The organism is Psychrobacter sp. AOP22-C1-C5 (assembly GCF_052378885.1).
Taxonomy (GTDB): Bacteria; Pseudomonadota; Gammaproteobacteria; order Pseudomonadales; family Moraxellaceae; genus Psychrobacter.
The window spans coordinates 56110-70588 of record NZ_JBQSYC010000008.1; the positions used below are offsets into that span (position 1 = coordinate 56110).

The window sequence follows — 14479 nt, forward strand, 5'->3', positions numbered from 1 at the left end:
TAAGGTTCTTCCTTAAGTTTCACGTGAAACAAAGCACATGGCCATTAAACACCGTGTTTCACATGAAACATTTATTCAGGCATTATCGAAGCGGTGTACATAGCTTTGATATCAGTCGTTGCAGAATCATCCGTAGTCAGCATAAACAGCATTTTTCTCTGTGTATTAGGTGCACTCCAACTGTAGGACAAAGTTGTTTTAGTACCTCCTTGCTTTTGCTCAATAGTATTATCTATTTGAGTAGCTGTAAAAGGTAACGGTGGCTTGCTATAAACCTCTGTAAATTGCTGATTAGCGAGCTGAGCATTTAACTCTTTGGCATAAATAGCGTAAAGATTCTTATTGTCAGGCATTGCCAATATATAACTACCCTCATCAGAAGGTACTGGCCAAGCAGAGCCTGTGTCACCTACTAGAATTTGAGAGGCTTGTGCGGTAGGGAATTTGGGTTGAGCTTTAAGGTTACTTCGTAACTCGTCAAGCTTGGGTAAATACTGCATACAGGTTGAGGCGTATATAGCTCTAAAAGTCTCTGCTTGCTTCGCTCCTAAAGCACTTTCATCGTCGCTACTCATTACGCCTCTTTTACTCTCTGTTTTAGAATCAGTAACCTCTATTTTCGGTTTTGCCTCTACTGTTGATTCTAATTGTGGCGTTTGTGCTTGTACATTGGCACCACTATCACAAGCTGATAACATAAAAGCTGAAAACGTAGATAGTAGAATTAAACTGACTGCTTTATTGTTCATAAATATTCCTAAAGTCCATTCGGAAAATTACTTTTGCTCTACCAGTGCTTGCTCAAGCGTTGGTTGTTTAAACTCGTACCCCGACTCAAGCAATGCTTGTGGCAATACTTTTTGCCCATCAATCAACAATGTCGACATCTCACCAAACATCACTTTGAGTAGTGCCTTCGGTAACGTGAAAAAAGTAGGACGATGTAAATGCGTGCCTAGTGTTTCGGTAAATACATGATTAGTCACTGGATTTGGCGCAGTAAGGTTATAGACAACTGCTGGCGTGTTGTTGCCAGTTTTTAGCGCATTATCATCATGTGAAACCCTTTGCTGATCATCTGATTGGTCAGCAAGATGCTTTTCCATAATAAACATCGTGGCTCCTACCCAATCTTCTCGGCTAATCCAGCTCATGATTTGCTTGCCATCACCCAGTTGACCGCCTACGCCCATTTTAAATGGTGTAAGAAGTTTACCAAGCATGCCTCCTTCAGGATGCATGACCACACCAGTACGAACGATAGCCACAGGCACATCATGATCGGTTGCTTTTAACGCTAAATTTTCCCAATCTTGACATAATTTGTGCGCAAAATCGGTCTCAAAACCGCTGCTTTCCGTCAAAGGTTTGTCGCCTTGAGTGCCGTACCAGCCAATCGCTGAACCACTTATCAATAGTTTGGGTTTGTTAGTAGTGCGTTCTATAAACGCCAATAACGCTTCGGTTGGTTTGATACGACTGGCAAGCAGTTTCTCTTTACGCTCATCACTCCAGCGCTGATCCGCAATACCCGCCCCTGCTAAATTGACTATGACATCAAATCCCTGACCTGCGTCATCAAACTTAGCCAGTTCATCGTAAGTCATCATGTTAATATTATCAGGGTGCGCTTGACTGCTATCACGCGTCAGCCAAGTAATATGTAAGTCTTTGCCCATTTTCTGATAGCGTCTTAGAAGTGCGTCACTAAACGCGCTGCCTAAAAACCCTGAACCGCCACTGATTAAAATATTCATGCCCTACTCCCTATATCGGTTATTGGTCATTCATTAGAACTGGAATCTTAATATATATCGTCGTCTTTTTTGACAGCGATATCAAAATGACTTTTACATACTTTTGGTAAGATAATGCAGTTTACGAGTACAGAGTCAACATTGCCAAATCCTCCTACGTAAAATGTTTGCGAATAGGACAATCATTTGCGTTAGTATTCTTATGATGACCATCTGTTACTTTTCGCCATTGATGATAAATGCCGCCAACCACAGTATCTATACTGGGCAATACCCGCTGTTTAGTAAGATGCGGCGCGAGCGTATCTAAACGCTTTGCCAGCTTAGGTAAATGGTTGGAGGGTACGGCAGGAAATAGGTGATGCTCTACGTGATACAGCAGGTTAAAAGTGAAGAAATTAGCCAGCGGGTTCCGCTCAGTACGGGCTACTGTCTCATCACAATCATGATGCACGCTCCACACAGCGATAATACCGACGCTGGCATTTGCTAGGATCATCACCACTATATGGTAGAGCAATACTTGTGCTAAAACGGTAAAAGCAGAGACAGTAAATGCGATCACTCCAAAGACAGCCACAAGTAATAACGCTATTAGACCAAACTCTAGACAAATAAGACGTTGATTGAGACGACTACTTAGATGCCATCCCTGACGATAGATAGCAAGACGATAGGTCACGCCACTCAACATCGCTTGCCACCACGTCATTTTTGCTAAACTGCCTTCGATATCACTGTCGCCTAGTGGATTGCGATGATGTTCTCTATGAGTGGCTTGGATGCTGTGCAAACTGGTCAGCAACAGCACACTCAGCAACAGTAATAGAGCGGTGGTCGTACGTTTGCCTGTCCCCAAACTATGATGATAACCATCATGCGCTTGGCGGAAGGCTGCCGCAAAAAACAAGTAAGAAGCGCCGCATGCCAGCACATACCATGAGTGGCTAGCAAACCACCATGACAACAACAAAAACGGATAAGGTAAAACCACGTTATATGCAATTTGGCCACGTGTTAGCTGGCGTAAATCTTGCCACTTTACCAAGTTAACTGCATTCTTAATGATTCTGTTTTTGTCATGGGCGGTATCTGTTTTCATTTTACACATCCATTTGTTGTTGCTATTAAAGGGCTATGCGGTACTTAAAGAGCGGTATATTAATTTCATTTATTTCTGTCAAAACAGAAATAACCATCCAAATTTTTTAGCGTCTAAAGGGTACTTGTCTATTTATAGTTCTTTTTTTATTAGATTTACCTTAATTAGCGTAAAACCTTTTTGATACTAGCGCCTAGTTTCAAAATCTTCTTAAGCGCCTTCGTTGGCAATTTAAGCATCTCAGACGACCAAGTGGTCACTGTTGCCACAAACTCTTGCGTTTCACGGATACGGGTTTTTACCTCATCGCTTTCTTGTTCAAACTCAGGACTGTCCATCAGCTCTTGTAAAAACTGTACAGTTGGATCCAGTTCACGCTTTTGTCGTTCAATCACGATGATACGCGCCAGCTCCCAGACATCCGTATTGGTAGTAAAGTGATCACGGCGATCGCCCAATATGGAAACCTTTTGTACCAAACCCCAATGCTGTAACTCTTTAATGCTGTTTGACACATTAGAGCGAGCAACCCCAAGTGTCTCAGTGATTTCTTCCGCGTTGATTGGCTTGCCAATGATATAGAGCAGCGCATGAATCTGTGACATGGTGCGATTGACGCCCCACTGCGTACCCATCTCACCCCAATGTAAGATAAATTTTTCTGTAACGGGATTGAGTTTCATGACGGGGGCTCACTTTATTGGTTATAAACTTCTACTGACTTCTTAAAACATACTGCGCCTTTCTTTTATTTCTGTCAAGACTGAAACTAAGAAAGCTATAAGGGATAAGGTAATTATAATACTTCTAACGGAAGATCAGTCCTGTCGTGGCATCTCGTATTTGACTTGGTAACGTATAACCCAATGTCTCGGCCTGCAAATAGCTGATTTGCTCCCCAAAATAGTCGCGGGCTTCGGTAAAAGTCATGGCAGGCGGCTGTCCCGATGGATTACAGCTGGTAGAGACGAGCAATCCAAATGGATTGGATTCGCTGACCAGTTGCTCGCAAAGTTCACGAATCATGGGATGAGCAATGACTCTAACGGCTACTGTCTGATGCTGACCTGTGATCCACGGAGGAATGACGCCAGCAAAGGCTGGCGGAATAGGTAGTAGCCACGTATGGGCTTGCTTGTATTGCGGTTCTGCATGCTCACTATCTGTGTGCCAACTCGCTAGAATCAGATCGCGCTGCTCGTCATCTAATGGTGATAGTAACGGTGTCAAACGCGCGACACTGTCGGTAATGACAATCATACCTTTGGCTTGTGGGCGTTGTTTGATGGCTAAGATACACTGAACAGCTGATTTATTATAAGGATCACAGCCTATTCCCCATACGCTCTCGGTTGGGTAAGCAAGCAGTTGACCTGCTTTTAAACAGCTGGCTGCTTGAATCACCGAAGAGGTCGTCATGGGAGCGAATTGGTTCATGGCTTGAATAATTTAAAAAGGTAAAAGAATAGGTATGAATAATAGCACAGCCGCCACCTTGGCTCAGATAGCAAAAATGACAACTGGCTAAAACATATTGAGTGTCATTTGATTAGAAAGACAAACCGGTCTTTAAATACGTGAATAACGTCCACCTTGTACATTAATAGCGCCCAATAGCTCAAGCTCCATCAACTGTCCTATCAGTTGCGGTGCAGATAATTTAGTAGCAGTAATGAGTGCGTCCAAATCTTGCCCATGCCAGTCAAGCTGCTCATAAACTGCTTTTAAATGCTCAGGTATATCGATGGCGCTACGTTGAGATTTGATATGTGATGGCGGCAGCTGGCTAGTGGCTGCTGCTTGCCTCGTTTCTGTAGACTGAGAAGACTGGTTATTGTCCGCTGGATTACTGTGGCTATTGTTATGGCTACCAGATATAGATGCATCAGTACCACTGACTGAATTATGTGAATAAGCGGTATAAGCCAGCTGACTGTTGACATCCTCGATGACCTGCTGTGGATGATAAACCAACGTCGCGCCTTCACGTATCAGATGGTGACAGCCCTCAGCGTTATTATTGTCAATATGACTTGGAATCGCAAAGACCTGTTTGCCTTGCTCAGAAGTTAGGCGCGCGGTGATCAGCGAGCCACTTTGAACAGCGGCTTCTGTGACAATCGTCGCTAAACTCAAACCCGCAACCAAACGATTGCGCCGCGGAAAAGTATGCTTATGCGGCTGGGTATGCGGCAACAATTCGCTGATAATGCAGCCACCTTGCTCAACAATGTGGGCAAATAATTGGTCATGATGATTGGGGTAATTTACATCAATGCCTGTGCCCATCACACCAACCGTGCGACCTTGGTAGGCTGAATCTGCCTGCGCCAAGGCACCTGAATGAGCACGCTTATCCACACCCATGGCAAGCCCGCTGGTAACAATATAACCTGCTTGCGCCAAGTATTGCGCCATATCATAAGTGGTTTTTTGTGCATGAGCGGTGGGTTTGCGGCTACCGACGATAGCGATTTGTGCTTGCTGCAAGCGCATGCTATTACCACGGTAAAACAGCAAAGGCGGCGGATCGTAGATCTCTAAAAGCTGCGCAGGATAATCAGGCTGGTCGGCAAATAGTAGACCATAACGCCCTTCTGTTAATGCCTGTTGAATGCTATCGATATTGGCCTGCGTTTGCTCAGGCTGTTCATGACGTTTGAGATGGGTATGATGCAAACCCAATTGCCGCCAAGCATCCACTTTGGCCTGCCAAGCAAGCCGAGCATGACCAAAGGATGTGAGGAGTTTATGATACGCGGAGAGTGACGCATTTACCTCAAACCATAATGCCAATACGGCACGCTGATCATCGGTCAATAAAGAAGAGACTGCCGTCATAGTCAGTTATCTCATACAGGCGGACTTAAAGTGGCTCATTCAATAAACCAGCGGTATATATTTAATACAATTATAAGTAAGGCGGTGGCAGCAGCTGATCGCCAACGTTGATGGGTAACTCAGAGTCCAACACATAGGCATAGCTAATATGCTCAAACGTATTAAAAATCATGACCATACCACTTGGCTCGTTCGGCAAACGGACAGGCATATCGTTGTCTCTGATATCGCGTACCAATGGGCCTTTTTGATAGACCGTCAGTACATCACCAGGTTTAGCACCCTGTGTTCTGCCTAAGTTTATCGCCACCACACTACCTTTTGCAGCAGAACTGATTGAGTCCATCACGCGTACGATCAATCCTCCGCGGCTGACAGACGCAGGAGCAGGATAAAACACGGGCGGGATAGAGTTGTTAAGCTCAACGAATACACGATCGCCCTCACGCACTTCTTTACCGTAACTGTCCGTAAGCTGCAAGCTTGTCACACCATTGCTCTCTGTAGAGGTGACCAATCCTGTTGCTACTTGCGTAACCTCTAGACCGATAACTTCTTGCGTTTTAGGCTCAACATACAGCTCACCTTCGCGGTAGATGCCATAACGCTGACCGACGATAAGTGGCACGCCTTTGGCATAAACCTTATCACCACTTGCCGTGATTAGGTTACGGTTTTTAGACGCCAAAATATAAGGCGTGGTATTGAAATCTTTGGGATCAACGATGACAGTCTTATTTAGCCAGTGCTGAATAGCAGACAATGGAATAGGAGGAATGCTATTGGCCGTTGACGTAACAGTGACCGTACTCGCGACCGCAGTACCTATCAATTGTTTTTCGACCCCAGCGCAGCCCTCGCCCGTATCTACCCCAATGAGCGTTTTACCTTGAATCACACACAGGATGAGAATGTCATTGGGGTAAATAAGGTTTGGGTTTTTAATTTGTTTGTTGGTCGCCCAAATTTCTTTCCAGCGCCATGGACTGTCTAGGTAACGTCCTGAGATGTCCCACAACGTATCGCCTTTTTTGACGATATAGCGATTGGGTGCATCCGCTTTGATGGCTGGAGGTGGATTGTTAGCGTAGGCCGTGGTCATCAGCATGGCACTACTAACTGTCGTGAGTAACAGTGCGCTTGCTATCTTTTTTAAGCTCATCTTCATTATTATATCCACAATATGTACCACTGTTTGGGCGGGCATGATTCCTAAAAAAGCGTCTGACACTATGATGAGCCGCCGACGCCGTTTCTAATATTACAATCATATCTACCATAACACAATCATAAACAATTTATTACAATGGTGTAACCTTATTGGAGATACTCGCATCTTATTTTTACTGAAAGATAAAGCTATCACTGCCGAGTACTTACGCTGGGTTTGGTGTGACATGTTGACGTATTTGCTCAGCGACTAGCTCAGCGTTATTGTCTAGTATCACTACATGCTGCGGTAAACTCTCCAATCCTTTTGTGTGTGTAGGGCGCTCAATGTCTATCTCACCAATGGCTTCAACGATAGTGTCGGCAAATTTCACTGGCAATGCCGTTTCGGCGCAAATGATCACCTCGTTTTCTAACTGCAACTCTTTAGCGACTTTAATACCATCAGCAGTATGTGGATCAACCAGCTCACCATATTGCTCATAAAGTGTTTTGATGGTTTGTAGACGGTCACTATGAGTAGACTTGCCAGCAGCAAAACCATAACGGGTATTGACCGCTTCCATCACATCAGACAAATCAAAACCCTGACCAGATTTCACACCGTCGAATAACTCATGAACGCGCGGGCTGTCCTTTTCAAGCAGCAGATAAACAAAGCGCTCAAAGTTTGACGCTTTTGAGATGTCCATTGAAGGGCTTGAAGTAACGTAAGTTTTTTCAGTCGGGCGCGGTTGATACGCACCATTATTAAAGAAATCATTTAATACGTCGTTTTCATTGGTGGCAACGATCAAACGCTCGATAGGCAAACCCATCTCGCGTGCGATGTGACCCGCGCAAATATTACCAAAATTACCTGATGGCACGCTAAAGCTTACTTTTTCATCGTTGCTCGTCGTAACGGCAAAATACGCTTTAAAGTAGTAAACGATCTGCGCCAGTATGCGGCCCCAGTTGATAGAGTTGACTGTGCCCAAGTTATAGGCTGCCTTAAACTCAGCATCTTGTTGCAACGCTTTGACGATATCTTGGCAATCATCAAACATGCCTTTAATGGCGATGTTATGAATGTTGTCATCCGTTAAGCTATACATTTGCGCGCGCTGAAACTCGCTCATTTTACCATGTGGCGATAGCATAAAGACTTCAATATTTTCTTTACCACGTAAGGCATATTCTGCTGCACTACCCGTATCACCACTGGTTGCACCAATAATCGTGATACGGGCGTCTTTTCTTTTGAGCACATATTCAAACGCATTGCCCAAAAACTGCATAGCAACGTCTTTAAAAGCTAGCGTTGGGCCATTTGACAACCCTAAAATGTATAAATTGTCTTCCAGTTTGCGGACAGGAACAATGTCTTTGCTACCGAACACGTCAGCGGTATAGGTGCGCTCGATAATGTCTTGCAGATCTGCCGCAGGAATATCGGTCGCAAAACGCTGCATAATCGCCATCGCAAGTTGTGGATAGCTCAGCGTACGCCATTCTTCAAGTACGGCGTCGTCAACGGTTGGGTAATGCTCAGGCAGCATCAAACCACCGTCTGGTGCCAAACCCATCAAAAGCACATCACTAAAATCCATCGGCGCTGTCTGACCCCGGGTACTGATATATTTCATTGGATTGTCCTGTCTACAATAAGTTTATTGAATAGGTAAAACAGTTTACTCAGCAGCTTTCTGCAACAACGCATAATAAAAACCATCACCGCTCTCGCTATCGATCGGCAAGCACTGACGGCCAATCGCTTGCGCAATACCCCAGCTGCAATCCTCGGTAAATTCAATAGCAACCGCATCATCATGATAGCTGATAAAGTCCTGCATTTGCTCGACGTTTTCTTGCTTTAAAATTGAGCAGGTCACGTAGAGTAGATAGCCACCCGCTTTGAGCTGTGGCCACAGATTGTGCAATATATCGGCCTGTAACAACGCGGTTTGTTCGACGTCTTCTTCGGTACGCAGGATACTAATATCAGGATGACGACGAATTACGCCCGTCGCAGTACAAGGAGAATCAAGCAATATTGCATCAAATACTGGCTCATTTGTAGCCGCTTTTTTATTTTTTCCATGCTGCCATCTGGTTGCATCGGCACAAACAACATTTAGCTCAATGCTGTTTTTCTCAGACTGCTTTAAATCCTGCTGCGTGAAGCTCAAACGCTGCAAGTTTTCATAAATACGTTCAATACGTGGTGCTTCATTATCAATAGCGGTGATCTTGATGTTAGAAATCGCAGGCGTCGATTTTTCGTCGCTTTGTTTCACGTGAAACAAGGGCGATTGCTCATCTGAATTTAGTAACTCTAACCAGTGGGCAAGTTTACCGCCGGGCGCAGCACAGGCATCTAAAATGTGCAAATTGCTATTGTCATTATCAGCGCTTACTTTATTCATGAACGCTTTATGAATAAGCGGTGCTGCGAGCTGAGCATGCACGTCCTGCACGCTCGCCGCACCTTCAGAAAACTGGGGCAAAGCACTAACTGCCGTACTTTGATGTAACCGTAACCCTTGGGTCGATAATGTCTCGGAGACAGTGCCATCTGAATATTGAGGTAAATTAAGACCGCTTGTTAGCTCAACCAAGTCGGCTTCAATCTCTGCGTCTGCCAATGCTTTATGATAGCTATCAACCGACGTGACGGCTGTATTCACTCGCAAAAATATGGGTGCAGCTTGGCGCAAGCCTTGGGTTAGCTCGTCATACTGCTCACTCCAATCTTGCTTAAGCTGATAAGCGAGCCAATTCGGCAGGCTATGCTTTTTATCGCATTTCTTACGAAATTTGTTAGTATTTTTGGCGACTTTACGCAAGATGGCATTGATTAAACCAGTCGCATGAGCAAACTCAATCTCTTTTGCCGCTTCAACGGTTTCATGAATCGCGGCATGATCAGCCACTTCTAAATACAATAACTGCACCAAACCCACTTGGATAGTGGTACGAACTTCAATCTCATCAATAGGATTGTCTGCTAACGTGTCGAGCAATCGTGCAAGCGCATGCCATTGACGTAGCGTCGTTAATAATAGCGCATGGGCAAAACCTTTATCACCATCGTGTAAGCTGTTGAGTAGCGGGTCAAGAACACTTGAGAGCGATTGCCCATTTTGTATAGCCAGTAACGTGCGAATCACACGCACGCGTACGCTACCATTCATGATAAGGTTGCTTGATGGCTTAAGTTTGTTGTTTCTATTTACATTGTTTTTAGGCGCAGAAGTGGCATGTCTCATTAAATTGGATTTCCTTGACGCATCATTGGTAGCGTCTTATGCAAGTAAAGTTATTTCTTATGAATATACGGATAATAAAGGCACTTCAAACTGACTTATATCAAATTATTTAGCATCTGCTGTGAACTGGTCACCATCGTTTAACTGGTTGCCATGACAGATTTGTTCGGCCGTCATTGGTTTACCACCAGCGAATTGCACATCAGTAATTGCTAGAGTACTGGCTAATGGTTGATCGTCCTTACCACAGGCCACTAAAATCGCCTTACGCCCTACGCTGATCACCGTGCCAGCTGGCTTATCCGTTTGCTGTGAGGTATTCACCGGCAAGCTGGCCAAAACTTTGACGCGCTGTCCTTCCAAAAAAGTATAAGCACCAGGCCAAGGCGTCAATCCACGAATCTGGCGTTCGATCACAGTAGCAGGCTGTGTCCAGTCAATTTCGCCTTCGGTTTTGACGAGCTTTTCGGCATAATTGGCTTGCGTATCATCTTGAGCAATCGCCTGCGCTTGATAACTCGGCAAGTCTTTTAATACCGTCGTAATAGCCGTCGCACCAAGCGCTGCCAGCTTATCATGCAAGCTTGCGGCTGTGTCTTCTGGCTCAATTGAACAACTGACTTTATACAGCATGTCGCCTGTATCCAAGCCCTTATCCATCTGCATAATCGTGATACCCGTCTCATCATCGCCAGCCAATAAAGCACGGTGAATAGGCGCAGCCCCGCGCCAGCGTGGCAATAAGGAGCCATGGATATTCAGACAACCATGAACAGGCGTCGTCAGTACCCCAATCGGCAAGATCAGACCATAAGCTGCCACAATCATGACGTCTGGCTGATATGTGCGCAAGGTCTGCCGCGCGGCCATACCTTCTGTACTAGACTTTTTAAAGGTGGCTGGTTGCTCAATGGCAATGTTATGATTTAACGCCACTTGCTTGACCGCAGAAGCCGACAGTTTTTGTCCACGACCTGCTTTGCGATCAGGCTGGGTGTACACGGCAACGATGTCGATATTTAGTGACTCTTGCTGATTGATGAGCGACTCAAGGCTAATGGCAGCAAACTCAGGCGTGCCAGCAAATACAACTCTTAAGCGCGGGCTGGATTCACTATGAGTAGTAATAGAGGCAGCAGACAAATCTGAGGCCGAAGCAATGGTAGTCGAAGCAATTGTAATCATAGTCAGGCAGTATGTGTGAGTGATTTGCCCATTATAGGGAAGTTTGCGACGTTGTGCCATGATTGTAAGAGTGGCAATCAAACGTGACTAATGACACGGTTTGTCTTTATAATAAAAAACCTTGAGTGAATTGAGCAAGCCTACTATTTTGCCAAGCTTATTATTGATTCTTGATGTTTCCTTATGTCGACAGAGGACCACGCTTTCATGCCACAGTTTCAGTCCTTACAACGCTTACTTGCCTTTTATGGGCTAACAATACTGGTGATGCTGGCTATATACTATTTCACGTTGTTTCATGAGATAAAAGAGAACAGTAAACAACAAAGCGTCGATACCTTTTCTGCATTACAGCAAAAAATCATTAAACACGCAGTTCCCGTAAATGCTGAGATCAAGCAAATTTTAGAAGAACCCATGTTTGACGGTACAAGTTATCAGGTTATTTTTATGATGCCGTCTGGGCAAACCTACATCCATCGCCACGCTCGTCCTAATGAACCTGCTTTTGCCACTGTTACCTTTCCTGCGGTTTTATCTTCCTCTGATAACAGCAGTCATAGTGCCTATACAGTCAGCAATCGCAGTTTAGCAGGTACTATCAAGCTTAAAAGCGGACATCAGTTTTACGTTTTATTGCGTCATAAACCACTTGCCATTGACTGGATATCTTATCGTTATTGGCTGCCACTGATGACCGCAATCATACTTTTTATCATCGCTTTTATGTATATGCTCAGTCGTCGCACCAATTGGGAGCAGCTGCTACGTTATACCGAAGATTTGAGTAGTCATGCAAAAGAAGCTTACAGCCCGCCAAATTTTTTGAACAAAGACTCTACGACGGAGTTTTTGTATTTGAGTCATGCGCTCAGCCGCGTAAGTTATCAATTGCACAATGATTATCGCCGTATCAAGACCCTAAATCACCGTCTTGAGCGTTTGGTTGACCAAAATCCCTTACCCATGCTGATGATAATGCGTCATGGTCAAATCAGTTTTTTTAATCAGCGTTTTGAGCAAACGTTTATGTCCTCGTCCCAGAACGGTGACTATAAATTAACGGATTCTAAATTGACGGATTTTGTTGTAGGCAAGGACGAATCCACTCAGTTGATGCTACAAACATTATCAAATTTACGTCTGACTCGTACATTGACCGTCTATGGATTGCAAGACAAACAGGTCTATCAGTTGCATGTCACACCTTGGTTTGGTGAACATGGACAAGTCCATGGTTTTACCGTGCTTCTTAATAATATTCACGAGTTTGCCAACCAGACCGAGCAGCTGCAAAGACAAAACCAACAACTACAGCAAAAAATTGACGACTTAGACAAGCTTCGAGCACGCATAGGGTATCAACTACGCACACCACTTGAGGCCATGATTGATACGCTTGAACCGATCGATCCTGCGACTTTGAGCACCTATCAGAACGAGATATTAAAATCATTAATCAACACCAGTCAAAGTATGCTGACGACGCTCAATAACACACTGAATATAGGAGAAATTGAGGTAAGAAAAACACGCCTTAGCATAGAACCTGTAGATATTTATAAACTTGGTCAAGACACCAGTAACTTACTAGTAAGCAATACAAGACAGCAAGGACTAGAGCTAATTTACTTCTTTGCGCCAGATTGTCCACGTTGCATTGACACTGATGACACTCGTTTGCGCCAGATTCTCGCAAACTTATTAAAAAATGCTATAAAGTTCACAACATCAGGCTATGTCGCTCTCATTATCGATTGCGTACCTAACGCGCAAGTCGCCCAAATAGCCAACGCCCTTATCCCTCCCATCAGTGGCCGTAAGGTAGCAGAACTACCGTCTCATTGGGTGCGTTTTAGTGTAAAAGATACTGGCGTTGGCATTGCAGCTGACAAACAACGCCAACTCCTGACAGATTTTGCCAAAGCCAGTCATCAAGCCAATGACCCAATTGAACAAGATACATCAGCGACAGGCGTTGGACTGAATAACGCCAATAGTTTTGCTCATCTACTCGGCGGTTTTATTGACCTAGAGAGCACAGTAGATAAAGGCAGTGTTTTTACTCTATATCTGCCTTGTCGCCACCCAAATTATCAATCGATCTATCATCGCAGTCAGCATTTGACTCATATTCATCTGATTGCAATCGTCAATCAACCGCTGGTTGCTGAAAAATTTCAGCGTTTATGCAAGCATTTGTCTATATCAGCGAGTATTTATACCTCTGTAGAGCTCGCCACTATCCAGCCGTTGATGGATAAATTAACGCAAATTGAGCAGACGCTTGTACCGCTATTACTGTTGGATTATGAATATTATGAAACCATCACTACTGCCGTCTCTAGTAATAAGACCTTTGATAATAAAGAGATCATTGAAGAAGTAAAGAACGTAGGATTAGAAAGTATAGAAGCAGAAGGTATACAAGCAGAAAGTAAAAAGTCGACAGATAAGATTTTCGTCAACCTTGACCAGCAACGGGCATTAAACACCCTGCTCGCTCACCCGTCGTTACCAAAGATATTGTTTAGCATGAAACCTGAGCGCCGCATCCCTTCTGTATTATTAGATAAGTACAATGGATTTTTGAACAAACCATTAGACACCACTTTATTGCTCTCAGAAATGTTGCGCTTAACGTCAACAGGAAGGCAAAAACTTATCCAACCAGTAATTCTTGAAAAAGAAAGTCGCTCGTCAGCCGCAGAAGTTGATAAATCGGCCGGCGAAACGCTCTCGCCGCTGATTTTGGTGGTGGAGGACAGTCCAACCAATCAAAAGATAACGTGCAAAATATTGAGCAAGCTTGGTTATCGTAGTGTGGTTGCAGAAGATGGTCAGCAAGCGCTAGCGTGTTTAAAACATCAGCGTCAGGATATTACCCTGATTCTAATGGACTGCCGAATGCCAGTCATGGACGGACTACAAGCAACCCAAGCCATTCGTGCGCAAGGTGATGGCATTCCTATCGTGGCATTGACAGCAAACAACACGAAAGAAGATCGTGATGCTTGCATACAAGCAGGGATGGACGAGTTTTTATCAAAACCCATCAATAAAAACGAGCTAGAAATGGTTTTACAAAAAATCTTGGCGTCATAGTTAGAACGAAGCTACAGCGCAACTCTTCTATCTTAAACGTTGAGCTGTTTCAATAATCGTATCTACAA

General features: G+C 44.3%; 11 protein-coding genes. 1 reads left to right on the forward strand and 10 read right to left on the reverse strand.

Translation table 11 applies throughout. The features are described 5' to 3' along the window. Positions 1-71: 71 nt before the first annotated feature. From ACT3TH_RS10855 to fmt, 10 genes are all read right to left on the reverse strand, one after another. A complete protein-coding gene (locus tag ACT3TH_RS10855) occupies positions 72-749 on the reverse strand; it encodes an NMCC_0638 family (lipo)protein (RefSeq protein WP_444755844.1) in 678 nt (225 codons plus the stop codon). Between the two features lie 27 nt (positions 750-776). Beyond that, positions 777-1757 carry a TIGR01777 family oxidoreductase gene (locus ACT3TH_RS10860; RefSeq protein ID WP_444755845.1) on the reverse strand — a complete coding sequence of 327 codons (981 nt, stop codon included), beginning with the start codon at positions 1755-1757 and terminating at the stop codon, positions 777-779. A 154-nt stretch (positions 1758-1911) separates the two neighbouring features. Continuing rightward, positions 1912-2859, reverse strand: a complete 948-nt coding sequence (locus ACT3TH_RS10865; RefSeq protein WP_444755846.1) for a fatty acid desaturase family protein — start codon at positions 2857-2859, stop codon at positions 1912-1914. 164 nt (positions 2860-3023) lie between these two features. Continuing rightward, positions 3024-3542 carry a GbsR/MarR family transcriptional regulator gene (locus tag ACT3TH_RS10870; protein WP_444755847.1) on the reverse strand — a complete coding sequence of 173 codons (519 nt, stop codon included), beginning with the start codon at positions 3540-3542 and terminating at the stop codon, positions 3024-3026. Positions 3543-3666: 124 nt separating this feature from the next. Then, positions 3667-4296 (reverse strand): L-threonylcarbamoyladenylate synthase, encoded by a 630-nt coding sequence (locus ACT3TH_RS10875; protein ID WP_444755848.1) that lies wholly within the window; start codon positions 4294-4296, stop codon positions 3667-3669. A 132-nt stretch (positions 4297-4428) separates the two neighbouring features. Beyond that, the gene (dprA, locus tag ACT3TH_RS10880) at positions 4429-5700 is read right to left on the reverse strand and encodes a DNA-processing protein DprA (RefSeq protein WP_444755849.1); all 1272 of its coding nucleotides are present in this window, start codon (positions 5698-5700) and stop codon (positions 4429-4431) included. A 70-nt stretch (positions 5701-5770) separates the two neighbouring features. Further along, entirely contained in the window at positions 5771-6868 is a 1098-nt protein-coding gene (locus ACT3TH_RS10885; RefSeq protein WP_444755905.1) for a LysM peptidoglycan-binding domain-containing protein, read from the reverse strand. A 208-nt stretch (positions 6869-7076) separates the two neighbouring features. Next, entirely contained in the window at positions 7077-8498 is a 1422-nt protein-coding gene (gene thrC, locus ACT3TH_RS10890; protein ID WP_444755850.1) for a threonine synthase, read from the reverse strand. 45 nt (positions 8499-8543) lie between these two features. Further along, complete coding sequence (locus ACT3TH_RS10895; protein WP_444755851.1) at positions 8544-10121, reverse strand: transcription antitermination factor NusB; 1578 nt, start codon at positions 10119-10121, stop codon at positions 8544-8546. Between the two features lie 105 nt (positions 10122-10226). Beyond that, positions 10227-11306 (reverse strand): methionyl-tRNA formyltransferase, encoded by a 1080-nt coding sequence (fmt, locus tag ACT3TH_RS10900; protein WP_444755852.1) that lies wholly within the window; start codon positions 11304-11306, stop codon positions 10227-10229. 207 nt (positions 11307-11513) lie between these two features. On the opposite strand from fmt, the gene ACT3TH_RS10905 reads away from it, so the two are divergent. Further along, on the forward strand, positions 11514-14411 hold the full coding sequence (locus ACT3TH_RS10905; protein WP_444755853.1) for a response regulator: 2898 nt from the start codon (positions 11514-11516) through the stop codon (positions 14409-14411). Positions 14412-14479 lie beyond the last annotated feature (68 nt).